At 68.5% G+C, this 16,887-nt stretch carries 4 protein-coding genes; all 4 read left to right on the top strand.

The features are described from left to right. Nucleotides 1-128 precede the first annotated feature (128 nt). The 4 genes from purL (at nt 129) to gspE (ending at nt 16,880) form a co-directional block, all read left to right on the top strand. Nucleotides 129-4,013 (top strand): phosphoribosylformylglycinamidine synthase, encoded by a 3,885-nt coding sequence (gene purL / locus AC1DIQ_RS14440; RefSeq protein WP_478050279.1) that lies wholly within the window; start codon nt 129-131, stop codon nt 4,011-4,013. Nucleotides 4,014-4,462: 449 nt separating this feature from the next. Then, a complete protein-coding gene (locus tag AC1DIQ_RS14435; RefSeq protein WP_478050278.1) occupies nt 4,463-13,015 on the top strand; it encodes an ESPR-type extended signal peptide-containing protein in 8,553 nt (2,850 codons plus the stop codon). Nucleotides 13,016-13,172: 157 nt separating this feature from the next. After that, the gene (locus tag AC1DIQ_RS14430) at nt 13,173-15,026 is read left to right on the top strand and encodes a S8 family peptidase (RefSeq protein WP_461770655.1); all 1,854 of its coding nucleotides are present in this window, start codon (nt 13,173-13,175) and stop codon (nt 15,024-15,026) included. A 126-nt stretch (nt 15,027-15,152) separates the two neighbouring features. Further along, nucleotides 15,153-16,880 (top strand): type II secretion system ATPase GspE, encoded by a 1,728-nt coding sequence (gspE, locus tag AC1DIQ_RS14425; RefSeq protein WP_282258083.1) that lies wholly within the window; start codon nt 15,153-15,155, stop codon nt 16,878-16,880. Nucleotides 16,881-16,887: the final 7 nt, after the last annotated feature.

Raw genomic sequence — 16,887 nt, 5'->3', positions numbered from 1 at the left:
AACCAGTCGATGGTTCGCGTGTGAACGGTGTCGTCCGCGGCCCCACGCCGGCCGATCCCCAGGGCCGGGCCGCGGCGGCCGACTTGGGTACAATAGTGGGCCCCGTTCCCAACCACGGTTCCCCGGACATGATGGTCCTCGAGGGCGCATCCGCCCTTTCGCCGTTCCGCCGCGAACGTCTTGAATCCCGCCTGCAGTCCCTGGCCGCCGATCTGCGCATCACCGGTGCCTGGCATGTCTACTTCATCCAGACCGAGGGCGATGCGGCCCCGGACCCGGCGATCCTGAGCCGGATCCTGGAAGCGCAGCCGGCGCTGGCCGGGTGCGAGGACGGGGCGGTATCGCGCTTCGTGGTGCCGCGGTTGGGCACGCTGTCGCCGTGGTCGAGCAAGGCCACCGAGCTGGTCCGCGGTGCCGGGCAACCGATCCGCCGGGTCGAACGTGGCCTGCGCATCGATCTGGCCGGCTGGCCGGCCGATGCCGCCGCGCAGGAAGCGGTGATCCGCGCGCTGCATGACCCGATGACCCAGTCCGTGCTGGCCGAGACCGCCCAGGCGCAGGCGCTGTTCAGCGCCCCGGCGCGTGGTGAGCTGGAACGGATCGCCCTGGAAGATCTGGAGGCAGCCAACAGCCGCCTCGGCCTGGCCATGGCCCAGGACGAGATCGACTACCTGCGCCAGCGCTTCGGCGCGTTGGGCCGCAAGCCGTCGGACGTGGAACTGATGATGTTCGCGCAGGCCAACTCCGAGCACTGCCGCCACAAGATCTTCAATGCCAGCTGGACCATCGACGGTGCCGACCAGTCGCACTCGCTGTTCCGGATGATCAAGAACACCCACCAGCAGACCCCGCAGCACACGTTGAGCGCCTACAGCGACAACGCTGCGGTGGTGGCCGGCTTCCCGGCCGCGCGCTATCGCCCTGATCCGGCCACCGGCCAGTACCGCAGCGAGGCCGTGGTCGATTCGGCGTTCTGCATCAAGGTGGAAACACACAACCACCCGACCGCGATCGCCCCGTTCCCGGGTGCGGCCACCGGTGCGGGCGGTGAGATCCGCGATGAAGGCGCGACCGGCCGTGGCGGCAAGCCCAAGGCCGGCCTGACCGGTTTCTCGGTCTCGCACCTGCGCATCCCGACCCTGCCGCAGCCGTGGGAGGCGCCGCGCGCGCTGAACCCGCGCATGGCCCCGGCGCTGGACATCATGCTGGACGGCCCGCTCGGCGGCGCCGCGTTCAACAACGAGTTCGGCCGCCCGAATCTGCTCGGCTACTTCCGCAGCTTCGAACTGCCCGAAGGCGAGGGCCTGACCCGCGCCTACGATAAGCCGATCATGCTGGCCGGTGGCCTCGGCGCGATCGACCAGAACCAGGTCGAGAAGCTGCGCCTGCAGCCCGGCGATGCGGTGATCGTGCTGGGTGGCCCAGCGATGCTGATCGGTCTCGGCGGCGGTGCTGCCAGTTCAGTGGCCTCCGGTGAGAGCGCCGAAGACCTCGATTTCGCCAGCGTGCAGCGCGACAACCCGGAAATGGAGCGTCGCTGCCAGGAAGTGATCGACCGCTGCGTCGCGCTCGGTCTGGACAACCCGATCCGCTGGTTCCATGACGTGGGCGCCGGTGGCCTGTCCAACGCGATTCCCGAGCTGCTGCATGACTCCGGCGTGGGCGGTGTGATCGATCTGGGCAAGGTGCCCGCCGATGACCCGTCACTGTCGCCGATGCAGTTGTGGTGCAACGAATCGCAGGAACGCTACGTGCTCGGTGTGCCGCAGGCACGCCTGGCCGAGTTCGCCGCGCTGTGCGCGCGCGAACGTTGCCCGTTCGCCGCCGTTGGTGTCGCCACCGCTGAAGAGCGGCTCGTCGTGGCGTACGGCGCCACCGTGGGCAATACCCCGGCGGATGCCCCGATCGATCTGCCGATGGACGTGCTGTTCGGCAAGGCGCCGAAGATGCATCGCGACACCGTGCACCCGGCGGCACCGCGCTGGCCGGCGCTGAAGACCGCCGGGCTGGACCTGCATGAAGCCGGTCTGCGCGTGCTGGCCCATCCCTCGGTGGCCTCGAAGAACTTCCTGGTCACCATCGGCGACCGCAGCGTCGGTGGCCTGACCGCGCGCGAACAGATGATCGGCCCGTGGCAGCTGCCGCTGGCCAACGTTGCCATCACCCTGGCCGGTTTCGACAGCGTGGCCGGTGAAGCCATGGCGATCGGCGAGCGCACCCCGTTGGCCCTGCTGGACGCGGCTGCGTCGGCGCGCATGGCGGTCGGTGAAGCGATCACGAACCTGTGTGCGGCGCCGGTGGATGCACTGGAAACGGTGAAGCTGTCGGCCAACTGGATGGCCGCGGCTGGCCATCACGGTGAAGACGCGCTGCTGTATGACGCGGTGCGTGCGGTCGGCATGGAGCTGTGCCCGCAGCTGGACCTGAGCATTCCGGTCGGCAAGGACTCACTCTCCATGCAGGCGCAGTGGCAGGCCGACGGCCAGGCGCACAAGTCGGTGTCGCCGGTGTCGCTGGTGATCTCGGCGTTCGCGCCGGTTGCCGATGCGACCGGCCAGCTGACCCCGCTGCTGGACCGTGACGCCGACAGCGAGCTGTGGCTGATCGGCCTGGGGGCGGGCAAACAGCGCCTGGGCGGCTCGATCCTGGCCCAGGTGCACGCCGACCATTCCGCACTGCCGGCCTTCGCCGGTGCCGTGCCGGATCTGGACGATGCACAGCGCCTGCGTGCCTTCTTCGAACTGATCCGCGATGCGCGCCAGGCCGGCCTGCTGCTGGCCTATCACGACCGCAGCGATGGCGGTGCGTTCGCCGTGCTGTGCGAAATGGCTTTCGCCTCGCGCCTGGGCCTGGATATCACCCTGGACGCCTGGGGCGATGATCCGTTCCGCAGCCTGTTCAATGAAGAGCTGGGTGCGGTGGTGCAGATCGCCAAGGAAGATCGTGCCGCGTTTGCTGATCTGGTCGAGCGTCATGCACTGACCGAATGCGCGCAGCGCATCGCGCGTCCGACCACCGCCCCGGTGGTGCGTGTCTCGCTGCAGGGCGAAAGCCTGGTCGAGTGGCGCTGGGAAGCGCTGTTCGATGCCTGGTGGTCGGTCACCCACGCCATGCAGAAGCTGCGCGACAACCCGGACAACGCCGACCAGGAGCGTGCGATCGCGCGCAACTTCAACGCTCCGGGCCTGAAGCCCAAGCTGACCTTCGATATCAGCGAAGACGTGGCGATGCCCTTCATCAACACCGGCGCGCGTCCGCGTGTGGCGGTGCTGCGCGAGCAGGGCGTCAACGGCCAGATCGAAATGGCGAACGTCTTCGAACGTGCTGGCTTCAGTTCGTTCGACGTGCACATGAGCGACCTGATCGAAGGCCGTGTCGCACTGTCCGATTTCACCGGTCTGGTGGCCTGTGGCGGCTTCAGCTACGGCGACGTGCTCGGTGCCGGCCGCGGTTGGGCCACCTCGGTGCTGGAGCGCAGCGCGCTGCGGGATGCCTTCGCCGCATTCTTCGCCCGCGAGGACAGCTTCGCCTTGGGCGTGTGCAACGGCTGCCAGATGATGAGCCAGCTGAAGGACATCATCCCCGGTGCCGAGCACTGGCCGCAGTTCCGCCGCAACCGCAGCGAGCAGTTCGAAGCGCGCACCGCGTTGCTGGAAGTGGTGGAATCGCCGTCGATCCTGCTGCGTGGCATGGCCGGCTCGCGCCTGCCGGTCGCGGTGGCGCACGGCGAAGGCCAGGCGGTGTTCGCCAATGCAATCGATCAGGCCGCGGCGCGCGTATCGCTGCGTTACATCGATGGCGATGGCAACGTGGCCACCCAGTACCCGCTGAATCCGAACGGCTCGCCCGACGGCATCACCGGCCTGACCACCACCGATGGCCGCACCACGATCATGATGCCGCACCCGGAGCGTACCCCGCGTGCGATCAACCACAGCTGGCATCCGGATGACTGGAACGGTGATTCACCGTGGCTGCGGATGTTCCGCAACGCAAGAGTATGGTGCGGCTGATACTGCGCACCGCATCAAAATCGATGCAGTGAAAATCGCGTGAAGAAACCGCCGGCCTGTCCGGCGGTTTTCTTTTGTGTGGGGCACAAACTGATCGGGAGCAATGAGTTACACGGCGTTACAACGTGAAAATCCGTTATATCGTTTGCTCACATGCAGCTAACAAAAATGCGCAATAACGCGGCGTTTTTGTGACGCGCGACACGGTCATATGAAAATCAACGTCAAAGTCTTGACGTTATTGAAACTGTACGTTAACACTGCATCCTCATTTCGACAGCGTTCAGTTCCACAGTAACCGCATGGATGGCGAGCACGCTGTAGGTATCTGCCAGCCATTGCGCACAACGCAGTAAATCAAGCGAAAAACGCCCCCAGGGGACGTTGGACCACGCGGTCCGGCGTTGGCGTCGCTTTGCCTAAAACCAGCCTAATCAGGAGCCGCATCGATGAATCGGATTTATCGCAAGGTCTGGAACAAAGCACTGGGGCAGATGGTCGTCGCCTCGGAATTGGCCAGCAGCCAGTCCTCGGGTGTCGTCATCGATCAACGCCGAACCTCTGGCGGACGCAACACCGCACTGCTCTCGGCCGCCATCGCGTTGACGCTCGGATTGGGCACGGCAGGCGCCACGCTGACAGCGCACGCGCAGTCGGTGGAAGTGGGTGGGAATGCGAACTGCCTGGTGCTCAACAGCGGCATCGTCGACAGCTGCGTGGTCGATGGCAACGCCACGGCATCGGGCACGAATGCGGTCGCGATCGGCAGCAACAGCACCGCCTCCGGGGCGAACAGCGTGGCGCTCGGCGCCGGCTCGAAGACCAACCGTGCCAACACGGTTTCGGTGGGTGACGCAGGCAAGGAACGGCAGGTCACCAACGTGGCCGCAGGGACCACGGCAACGGATGCGGTGAACAAGGCGCAGCTGGACAAGGTTGCGGTCGCTGCCGAAGGCGCGACCCGCTATTTCAAGGCCGATGGTGACGGCAACGACAGCGACGCGGCGAAGATCGATGGCGAGGGTGCACTGGCCGCTGGGGCCAGTGCCAACGCCGATGGCGACGGCGCAACGGCACTGGGCCGCGGCAGCCAGGCCATCGGCAATGCGACCACCGCAGTGGGCGGCGAGGCCTTGGCCGTCGGCCTCGGGGCGAGTTCGTTCGGGCAGGGCAGCATGGCTTTCGGTGATGCCAGCATCGCGCTCGGCCAGAGCGCCGCAGCGTTTGGTCTGGGTGATGTCGCCCTGGGTGCATCGGCGGTGGCCGCCAGCGAGAACGGCGCAGCAACGGCGATCGGTGGTCTGGCCGAAGCCAGCGCCGACGGTGCGACCGCGATCGGTGGCGGTGCACTGGCCATCGGGCCGGGCAGCACCTCGCTCGGCCGCGGTGCGGCCAGCGCAGGCGAAGCCTCGGTGGCGGTGGGGGCGTTCAGCGTCGCGGTCGCGGATTTCAGCGCGACGCTCGGCGCGAATTCGGCGGCGGTTGCGGTGGGTAGCGTGGCACTCGGTGCCGGCTCGTACGCCGATCGCGTCGACACGGTGTCGGTCGGCAATGCGGACAATGGCCTGCGTCGCCAGATCACCAACCTTGCCGATGGCACCGAAGACAGCGATGCGGTGAACAAGGCACAGCTCGATGAGGTCGGTGCGGTCGCCGCCAACACGAACAAGTATTTCCAGGCCACCGGCAGCAGCGACAGCGATGCCGGTGCGCTTGCGGCAGGCGACAACGCGACCGCGATCGGTGAAGCATCCAACGCGCTGGCCGACGGCGCGACCGCGCTCGGCAGCGGCGCCACGGTCACTGCGCAGAACGCGACGGCCGTCGGCTACAACGCCAGCGCCACCGGTCAGAACAGTGCAGCCTTCGGCACCAACGCGCAGGCCAATGGCCCGGGCAGCGTGGCCGTGGGTGGGGCGGCGGTGGATGCCGACGGCAACCCGCTGATCACCAATGGCGGGGTGCCGGTCGATACCGGCGCAACCAGCGCTGGCGTGGGCGGCACCGCAGTCGGCGCGAGTGCGGAAGCCGCAGGCTTCGCATCGTCCTCGTATGGTGTGGGCGCTTACGCCGCCGGTGCACAGGCCTCGGCGTTCGGCGCGGTGGCCAATGCCACCGGCGACTATTCCACGGCGGTCGGTACGCAGAGCGTGGCGACCGGCAACAGCAGTACCGCCATCGGGGGGCCGGCGGATCTGCTGCCGGGCCTGGGCTTCTTCGTGCAGACCCAGGCCAGTGGCGAAGCCGCCACCGCGGTGGGGGCCGGTGCGATCGCCAGCGGCGATTACGCCGTGGCCAACGGTACGTTGAGCGAAGCCTCGGGCACCGAAGCGACGGCCGTGGGCTACTTTGCCTACGCTCCGGGCGAGGGCGCCACCGCACTCGGCGCAGAGACCTGGGCCAGCGGTGAACTGAGCACGGCGGTGGGCTTCTACAGCACTGCGCGCGGCGCGAACAGCGTCGCCCTCGGCGCCAACTCCACCGCCACCCGGGACAACACGGTCTCGGTAGGTGACGTCGGCAACGAACGTCAGATCACCAGCGTCGCGGCCGGTACCGAAGCCACGGATGCGGTCAACAAGGCGCAGCTTGATGCGGTTGCGACCTCGGCCTCGGCAACCTCGGCGCAGTTCAAGGCGAACGGTGCGGCCAGCGGTGCGGTCGGTGCCTTCGCCGATGGCGAGGATGCGCTGGCGGCCGGTGAAGCCAGCAATGCGCTGGGGGCCGGGGCAACGGCGGTCGGCGGTGGTGCGACCGCGGTCGGCGATGACACCGTCGCGCTGGGCCGCAACAGCAGCGCCACCGGCAACGGCAGCGTGGCCATTGGTGGCCTGGGCCAGGCGTATGACGAGTACAACCAGCCGCTGGTGGATGACCAGGGCAATGCGATCCTGATCGGTGCCACCGCGGCGCCGGACAGCGTGGCGGTCGGTGCCGGTGCACAGGCTACCGGCACCACCAGCAATGCGTTCGGCAGCGGCGCACAGGCCACTGGCAGCAACAGCCTGGCCAGTGGCTACAAGGCACGCGCCACCGGCGATTACAGTGTGGCGCAGGGCGACAACGCCTTCGCCAGCGGTGAAGAAACCACGGCAACCGGCGCGTACGCGTGGGCCACTGCCGATGGCGCCACCGCCTTCGGTTCCAGTGCGTGGGCCACCGAAGCCAACGCCACGGCAGTGGGTCAGTCGGCGTGGGCCAGCGGTACCGGGTCCACCTCGATCGGCTACAACAGCTGGGCACGCGGCAGCAGTTCCACCGCGCTTGGCCGCGGTGCCTTCGGCTACGGCGACAACAGCGTCGCCGTCGGCTTCCAGGCCTTGGGCAACAGCATCAACAGCATCGCCATCGGCACCAACGTGGTCGCCGGCGGTGAAAGCGCGATCGGTATCGGTGCGGGCAGCAATGCCAGCGCTTCCAATACCGTGGCGCTCGGCGCGGGTTCGGTCGCCGACCGTGCCTACACCGTCTCGGTCGGCAACGATGGCCGGCAGCGCCAGATCACCCAGGTTGCCGCCGGAACCGAGGGCAGCGATGCCGTCAATCTGGATCAGCTGACCGCCGCGACGGACCGGTTCCAGGCCAGCGGTGACGGTGTTGCCGTCGCAGGTGGCGAGGAGAGTGTGGCCGCCGGTGCAAACGCGGCGACCGATGGCGACTACGCCACCGCGGTCGGTTCGAGCAGCTTCGCAGCCGGCACCGGTGCATCGGCGATCGGCAGCGGCGCCTTCGCCTTGGCCGACAACGCCAGTGCCGTCGGCTTCAACGCCGTCGCCAGCGCTGCCAATGCAAGCGCAACGGGCGCCAACGCACAGGCGACCGCCGAGTACGCGACGGCGACTGGTGCAGAGAGTCTGGCTTCCGGCGAGCAGAGCACCGCGACGGGTGCGGCCAGCGTCGCCTCCGGCGCCGGCAGCCTGGCCGGTGGTGCACTGTCCGACGCGGCCGGTGAGGAGTCGGTGGCCCTGGGCTACTTCAGCAGCGCCAGCGGTGAGGGTGCGACGGCCGTCGGCGCGGAAAGCGTGGTCAGCGGCACTCTCTCCGCGGGGTACGGGTTCGCTTCCGAAGCGACCGCCAATTACACCACCGCGATCGGCGGTTACGCGGTGGCCTCCGCCTTCAACGCGACCGCGCTCGGCAGTTTCGCCCAGGCGACCGGCTCCAACAGCGTCGCGCTCGGCGGCGATGCCGAAGCCTCCGGCGCGTACAGCACCGCGACCGGCCAGGGCAGCCTGGCCAGCGGCACCAACAGCGTGGCCGTCGGTGGCGCGCTGTTCGGCCTGCTGCCCACCGAAGCCTCAGGCAATTACTCCACGGCCGTCGGTGGTGGGGCGTGGTCGTCGGGCGTGAACAGCACCGCACTCGGCAACGCAGCGACTTCCAGTGGCGCCAACAGCGTGGCGCTGGGTGCCGACTCGATCGCTGACCGCGACGACAGCGTCTCGGTGGGCAGTGCCGATGCGCAGCGCCAGATCACCAACGTCGCTGCCGGTACGGACGGCACCGATGCGGTGAACGTGAATCAGTTGAATGCAGTAGCCGATGCGGCCGCGACGACCAGCAAGTATTTCCAGGCCAGTGGCAGCGCCGACAGCGATGCCGGTGCCTATGTGGAAGGTGACAACGCGCTGGCCGCCGGTGAGGCCGCCAACGCCATCGGCAACGGTGCCACCGCGCTTGGCAGTGGCAGCACCGTGATCGCCAACGAAGCCACGGCACTGGGCTTCAATGCCACGGTCACCGCAGACCACGCCGTGGCGATCGGCAGCAATGCCAACAGCAGCGCCGCTGGCGCGGTGGCGATCGGCGATCTGAGTGCGGCGTCCGGTGCGGCGTCGGTCGCCATCGGCGGCGGCTCGCTGTCGCAGGGCTTTGGTGCCGTCGCGGTCGGTGCTGGCGCCGAGGCCAGCGGTCTGGCCGCCACGGCGGTGGGGTATGGCGCCTGGGCGCTGGGGCGCGAGTCCACCGCGATCGGCAACTTCGCCACGGCGGACGGCTGGCAGGCCAGTGCGTTCGGTGCCAACGCCAACGCGGGCTTCTTCGGTACCGCACTGGGCAGCAATACGCAGGCCGCCGATGTTGCCACCGCCGTGGGTCAGGGCACGCGCGCGGATATCGCTGGCGCCGCCTTTGGCGTGCAGGCCAACGCCGGGTTGTACGGCGTGGCCGTGGGCAACAACGCCGCCACCGCCGAGGATGGCGTGGCCGTGGGCTTCAATGCGCTGGCCGGTGCGGATGCCGGGAGCGCGACCCAGGGCATCCAGACCACTGCCATCGGCAGTGAAGCCTGGGCGACCGAAGATGGTGCCACCGTGGTGGGCTACAACAGCTACGCGCAGGCGGTGAATTCCACCGTGGTCGGCAGCAACACCTGGACCACCAAGGACGCCGACAACAGCGTCGCGCTCGGCGCCGGTTCGCTGGCCGATCGTGCCAATGCGGTGTCGGTGGGCGCCGCACAGGCCTGGACCGATGCGGCGGGCGTGGTGCATCAGGCCATCGACCGGCAGATCACCAACGTCGGTGCCGGTACTGACGACACCGATGCGGTCAACGTCGCGCAGCTGAAGGAGGTGGCGGCCACCGCCGAGGCCACCAGCAAGTACTTCCAGGCCAGCGGCAGCGCAGACAGCGATGCCGGTGCGTATGTGGAAGGCGACAACGCGCTGGCTGCCGGTGAGGCCGCCAACGCCATCGGCGACGGCGCCAGCGCGCTCGGCAGTGGCGCCACCGCCATCGCCGACAATGCCACCGCGGTCGGCTTCAACGCATTGGCAAGTGCCGAAGGTGCCGCAGCACTGGGCAGCGACGCGCAGGCCACCGGCGAAGACAGCGTCGCCATCGGTAACGGCGCCAGCGCCAGCGATATCGGCGCCACTGCCACGGGTGCAGGCGCGCAGGCCGCGGGCGCCTACGCCACGGCCACCGGCAGCCAGGCCACCGCAGAGGGCCAGCAGGCGACCGCCAATGGCTTCCGCGCCAGCGCGTCCGAAGCCGGTGCCTCGGCCTTCGGCAGCTACAGCGAAGCAACCGGCCAGCTCTCGTCGGCGCTGGGCTATGGTGCGGTGGCCTCCAATGCCTACGCCGTAGCGGTCGGTGCGGCCTCGATTGCGTCCGGTTCGGGTGCGGTGGCGGTCGGCGAGTACTCCGAAGCCACCGGCGATGAGAGCGTGGCGATCGGTGGCACGACCTTCTTCGGTCTGCTGCCGTCGCGCGCCTCGGGTACGGGGGCATCGGCCTTCGGTGCAGGCGCCTGGGCGACCGATGACTACGCCACCGCGATCGGCTGGAACTCGTGGGCCGATGCAGGCAGTGCCACCGCGTTGGGCGCCAGCGCCAGCGCAGAAGGCGTGAACAGCGTGGCACTGGGTGCCGGGTCCGTCGCCGACCGTGACAATTCCGTCTCCGTCGGCACGGCCACCGCACAACGCCAGATCACCAACGTCGCCGCGGGTACGGAAGGCACCGACGCGGTCAATGTCGATCAGCTCACTGCAGTCGCCGATGTCGCCGGCAACACCAGCCGGTACTTCCAGGCGTCGGGCAGCGCCGACAGCGATGCCGGTGCGTATGTGGAAGGCGACAACGCGCTGGCTGCCGGTGAGGCCGCCAACGCCATCGGCAATGGTGCCAGCGCGCTCGGCAGTGGCGCCACCGCGCTGGGCAACTATGCCAGCGCGAGTGGCTACGGCAGCAGCGCAACGGCCGATTACGCCTCTGCCTCCGGCTATGGGAGTTCCGCCAGCGGTGACTCCAGCCTGGCCTTGGGGCGCGAAGCCTCGGCGCAGGGAGCGGGCAGCCTGGCGGCCGGTCAACTGGCCAACGCCAGCGGGGCGCTGGGCGTGGCCGTTGGCGCACTCAGCCAGGCCGGGGCGAGCAGTTCGGTCGCCGTCGGTACGCTGGCCAGCGTGGGCGAAGACGGGATCAACGGCATCGCGGTCGGTACGCTGTCCGGCGTCAACAGCGGGGCGCAGAACGCCATCGCCGTGGGCACCTATGCAACCTCGACCGAAGACCGCGCGATCGCGGTCGGTGGCATCTACGCTGGCGTCATCGACGGTGCGCTGATTACCCGCAATACCGTCGCCGATGGTGTGGATGCGATCGCCCTGGGTGGCGGTGCGCGTGCCAGCTCGGACAACTCCGTCAGCCTGGGCGCGATGAGCACCAGCAGCGCCGAGGGCGCGGTGGCGGTCGGTTTCAACAGTGCGGCCACCGCCGCCGACAGCGTCGCCATCGGCACCGCCTCGGTGGCAGACCGGGCCCGCACGGTCTCGGTGGGGGCGGCCGGTTCGGAGCGCCAGATCACGAACGTGGCCGAGGGTGCAGAATCCACCGATGCGGTCAACAAGGCGCAGCTGGACCGGGTCGCTGCCACTGCCGATGCGGTGGGCAAGCACTTCCAGGCCAGCGGCAGCGGTGTCGCCACGGCCAGCGGCAGTGACGCACTTGCCGCCGGCTCCGGTGCCACCGCCAGTGCGACACGCAGCAGTGCGCTGGGGACCGCGGCCGTCGCCTCGGCGACCGGGGCCACGGCGGTCGGTGCCGATGCCTCGGCACGCGGTGCCAACAGCACCGTGCTGGGCCGCCAGGCATCGACCAATGCGACCAACGGTGTGGCGATCGGCAACGGTGCGTTCGCCAGCAACGGGGCCAACAGCATCGCGATCGGTTCGGCGGCAGGTGTCTCCGGTGCCAACGCGGTGGCGCTGGGTGCCGGTTCGCGCGCGGTGGAAGCCAATGTGGTGTCGGTCGGTGGCGGCAACGGCACGGACGGCCCGGCCACGCGCCGCATCGTCAATGTCGGTGCCGGTCGCATCGCCGCGGGCAGCACGGATGCCGTAACCGGCGGCCAGCTCAACACCACCAACCAGCGGGTCGGCGCGGTGGAAACCCAGGTGGGCGACATCGACACCCGCATCGGCTCGGTCGAGAACGTCACCGCCAATGCGCTGACCTATGACGACAGCAGTCGCGACACGCTGACCCTGTCGGGTTTGCAGGGCACCACGCTGGACAACGTCGGCAGCGGCTCGATCGCGTCCGGCAGCCGCCAGGCCATCAACGGTGGGCAGTTGTTCCAATCGCTCACCGATGTCGCCACCTTCCTCGGTGGCGGTGCCAGCGTCGGCATGCAGGGCGTATTCGTTGCGCCGAACTATGTGATCCAGGGCGCGACGTACAGCAACGTGGGCGATGCACTGGGCGCGCTCGACCGCAAGGTCAGCGACCTCGATCAGCGCGTGGCCGGTGGCAGCAGTGGCGGTGCACGGGCACGCACCGCCGCGCTGGCAACCGCCAGCGTTGCACCGGACGCCAGCGTCATGAGCGCCACCAGCGACGACGCCATCGCCTCGGTGCAGGGCACGCCCACCGCCGCCAGCGTGGGCGGCAGCGAGCCGCTCAGCGCACCAGCCGCCGCACCGGCTGCCGTCAACGCGGTGGTGATGGGCGACGGTGCAGTGGCCAGCGGGGCCTCGGCCACGGCCATCGGCCAGGGCGCGACCGCCTCGGCCGCCAACTCGGTGGCACTGGGCCAGGGCTCGGTCGCCGATCGGGCCGATACGGTCTCGGTCGGCAGCGTCGGCAACGAGCGCCAGGTCGCCAACGTGGCGGCCGGCACCCAGGCCACCGATGCGGTCAACAAGGGCCAGCTGGACGGCGGCATCGCGACCGCCAACAGCTACACCGACCAGCGCTTCACCTCGATGGCCGACAGCTTCGACATCTACAAGGGCGAGATCGATCAGCGCCTGCGTCACCAGGACCGTCGCATTGATCGCCAGGGGGCGATGAGCGCGGCGATGCTCAACATGGCCACCAGCGCCGCCGGTGTGCGTACCCAGAACCGCGTCGGTGTCGGCGTCGGTTTCCAGGGCGGCGAATCGGCGCTGTCGCTGGGCTACCAGCGCGCGCTCAGTGATCGCGCCACGGTGACCCTGGGCGGTGCCTTCAGCAGTGATGACAGCTCGGTCGGCGTGGGTGCCGGCTTTGGCTGGTAAGCCGTTTCAACGCGGGGCCGTGCGCGGCCCCGTTGCAACGCAATGCAAGGCCTGAGGGGGCGGGTCACGGGAACCCTGGCCAGGGCCGGCCAGGGAGCTCGCATGGAGTGTTGGCCTGAACAGTCGTTTGATCCATGACCTTGAAGAGGACGTCAACGTGACCAGTAAGCAGAACCTTCGCATCAATGTGCTGGCAGCCGCCGTGCTGTCGTTGTCCGCAGGCGCCAGCGCCTATGCAGCGGGCCTGCCGGCCAAGGAGCCGGTGCGCCAGCCGGCTGCCGCCCAAGGCGCAGAGCGCATCATCGTCAAGTACCGCGCCGGCACCGCTGCGGCCACGGATCGTTCGGCCAAGCTGACGGCCGTGCAGTCGGCGGTCGCCCGCGCCAGTGTCGGTGGCTCCGCCGCCGGCCGTGCCAGTGCCGTGAACCCGCAGATCGTGCGCAAGCTCGGTGTCGGGGCCGATCTGGTCCGCCTGCAGGGCCGCTTGAGCCCGGCCGAACTGCAGAAGGTGCTGGCCGAGATCAAGGCCGATCCCTCGGTGCAGTACGCCGAAGTGGACGTGAAGCTGCAGCGCACCGATGTGCGCCCGCGCGACGCGACCCCCCAGCTCGTGCCGAACGATCCGTACTACGCGCAGTACCAGTGGCATCTGAACAGCGCCACCGGCGGCATCAATGCGCCGGCGGCGTGGGACATCGCCCAGGGCGAAGGCGTGGTGGTGGCGGTGCTCGATACCGGCATCCTGCCGCAGCATCCGGACTTCTCCGGCAATCTGCTGGCCGGTTACGACTTCATCAGCGATGCGGAAACCTCGCGCCGTCCGACCGACGAGCGCGTGCCGGGTGCGCTGGATTACGGTGATTGGGTCGAGAACGACAACGAGTGCTATGCCGGCTCGCTGGCCGATGACAGCTCCTGGCACGGCACCCACGTCGCAGGCACGATCGCCGAGTCGACCAACAACGGTGTGGGCATGGCTGGCGTTGCGTACAAGGCGCGCGTGCTGCCGGTCCGCGTCCTGGGCAAGTGCGGTGGCTACCTGTCCGACATCGCCGATGCGATCACCTGGGCCTCCGGTGGCACGGTGGCCGGCATCCCGGCCAACGCCAATCCGGCCGAAGTCATCAACATGAGCCTGGGCGGCGGCGGCGCGTGTGATGCGCTGTACCAGGATGCGATCAATGGTGCCGTGTCGCGCGGCACCACCGTGGTGGTCGCCGCCGGCAACTCGGCTTCCAACGCGTCCAATTTCCGGCCGGCCAGCTGCGCCAACGTGGTGGCGGTCGGCGCCACCCGCATCACCGGTGGGATCGCCTACTACTCCAACTTCGGCACCGTGGTGGACCTGTCCGGCCCGGGCGGCGGTGGCAGCGTGGACGGCAATCCGGGCGGCTACGTGTGGCAGTCCGGTTACAACGGCCTGACCACGCCGACCTCCGGCGCCTACAGCTACATGGGCATGGCCGGCACCTCGATGGCCTCCCCGCATGTCGCGGCGGTGGCAGCGCTGGTGCAGGGCGCGGTCGCGGCGGCCGGCAAGGATCCACTCACCCCGGCAGCGCTGGAAGCCCTGCTCAAGCAGACCGCACGGGCCTTCCCGGTCACCATCCCGACCGCCACCCCGATCGGCACCGGCATCGTCGATGCCAAGGCCGCCCTGGACAAGGCGCTGGAAGAAGAGTGCACCGAGAACTGCGGCCCGGTGGCCACGCCGCTGACCAACAAAGTGGCCGTGGGCGGCCTGAGCGGCGCCGGTGGCAGCGAAGTGCTGTACAGCTTCGAGGCGCAGGCCGGCAAGGTGTTGAGCCTGCTCACCTACGGTGGCAGCGGCAATGTGTCGGTGTATGTGAGCCAAGGCAAGGAGCCGACCGCGACGGCGTTCGATGCCAAGTCCACGCGTCCGGGCAATAGTGAAACGGTGCGCTTCACTGCACCGGTGGCCGGCACGTATTACATCAAGGTGGTCGGTGAGTCCGCGTTCAGCGGTGTGAGCATCCTCGCCAACCAGTAGGACAGGTAAAAGCCCAACGGGAGTCCGTCATGTGACGGGCTCCCGTTTTTACATCTGGACCGCGTGCAATCCCGCGTACGATCGCGGTGAACTGCTAAAGTCGCAGCGGTTGCCAGGAGAATGTTCTTGAACGCGGTTGCCCAGGATCCCACTGCAGAAGCCACCGCAGAATCCCGCATCGTCGGGGTATTGCTGGAGAAAGGTCGGCTCAAGGACAGCGACCTGGCCCGCGCGCGTCCGCTGCACCGTGAGTCCGGCGGCAGCCTGCTCGGTCTGCTGGTGCGGCTGGGGCTGGTCTCCGAACGCGACCATGCACAGACCTGTGCCGAGGTGCTCGGCCTGCCTTTGCTCGATGCCAAGGCTGTGCCGGAGGCACCGCCCGAAACGCTGCTCGATGGCTTGCCGCTGACGCTGCGTTTCCTCAAACAATTCCATGTCTGTCCGCTGGTACTCCAGGACGGCGTGCTCGATCTGTGGCTGTCCGATCCGCAGGACCCGTATGCGGCCGATGCGGTGCAGTTGGCGGTGGGCCTGCCGGTGCGGCTGCACGTGGGCCTGCGCTCGGAGATCGACGATCTGATCGAGCGCTGGTTCGGCCAGGGCCGCAGCGCGATGGGCGCGATCATCGAGACCGCCGATGGGGAGGGCGCTGCGGTCGACGACATCGAACACCTGCGCGATCTGGCCTCCGAAGCGCCGGTGATCCGGCTGGTCAACCTCGTCATCCAGCGGGCGGTGGAACTGCGCGCCTCGGATATCCATATCGAACCGTTCGAGAATCGCCTGAAAGTGCGTTACCGCGTGGATGGCGTGCTGATCGAAGGAGAAAGCCCGCCGGTCAATCTTACCGCCGCGGTGATCAGCCGCATCAAGATCATGGCGCGGCTCAACATCGCCGAACGCCGCCTGCCGCAGGACGGTCGCATCATGCTGCGCGTGCAGGGCAAGGAGCTCGATCTGCGTGTCAGCAGCGTGCCCACCGCGCATGGCGAAAGCGTGGTGATGCGCCTGCTCGACCGCGACACGGTGGTGTTCGATTTCCATCGGCTGGGTTTCACCGAGGCGTTCCTGCCGCAGTTCCGCAAGGTGCTCGAGCAGCCGCATGGCATCCTGCTGGTGACCGGCCCCACGGGCTCGGGCAAGACCACCACGCTGTACACCGCGCTGAGCCAGCTCAATACCGCCGACGTCAAGATCATCACTGTCGAAGACCCGGTCGAGTACCAGATCGAAGGCATCAACCAGATCCAGGCCAAACCGCAGATCGGGCTGGATTTCGCCAATGCGCTGCGCAGCATCGTGCGCCAGGATCCGGACATCATCATGATCGGCGAAATGCGCGATCTGGAAACGGCCCGCATCGCGATCCAGTCCGCGCTCACCGGCCACCTGGTGCTCTCCACGCTGCACACCAACAACGCCGCCGGTGGCATCACCCGCCTGCTGGACATGGGCGTGGAAGATTATCTGCTGACCTCCACCATCAACGGCATCCTCGCCCAGCGTCTGGTGCGCCGGCTGGAGCCGCAGCATGCGCAGCGCTACCGTGCCTCGCCGGAAGAGATCGACAAGTTCGGCTTGCGCCGGCTGCAGCCGGAGGGGGAGATTTTCCTGTACCGCGCACAGCCCTCGGCGATAGCGCCCACCGGGTATCTCGGCCGCACCACCATCGTCGAGTTCCTGGTGATGAACGATGCGCTGCGCAGCGCGGTGATGCGTCGCGCCGGGATGGGCGAGATCGAACAGATCGCGCGCGCGGCCGGCATGCGCACCATGTATGAGGATGGCCTGTCCAAAGCCCTGCAGGGCCACACCACGCTGGAAGAAGTACTGCGCGTGACGGAGGAATCCTGATGCGCGC

This window comes from Stenotrophomonas sp. 05L413 (assembly GCF_056397945.1).
Note: the sequence above shows the minus strand (reverse complement) of the source record. Positions and strands in the feature narration are given on the sequence as shown.

What these genes read in the sequence shown, in the direction of transcription:
- purL (WP_478050279.1), top strand. Translation starts at nt 129, where the DNA reads ATGATGGTCCTCGAGGGCGCATCCGCCCTTTCGCCGTTCCGCCGCGAA.
- AC1DIQ_RS14435 (WP_478050278.1), top strand. Translation starts at nt 4,463, where the DNA reads ATGAATCGGATTTATCGCAAGGTCTGGAACAAAGCACTGGGGCAGATG.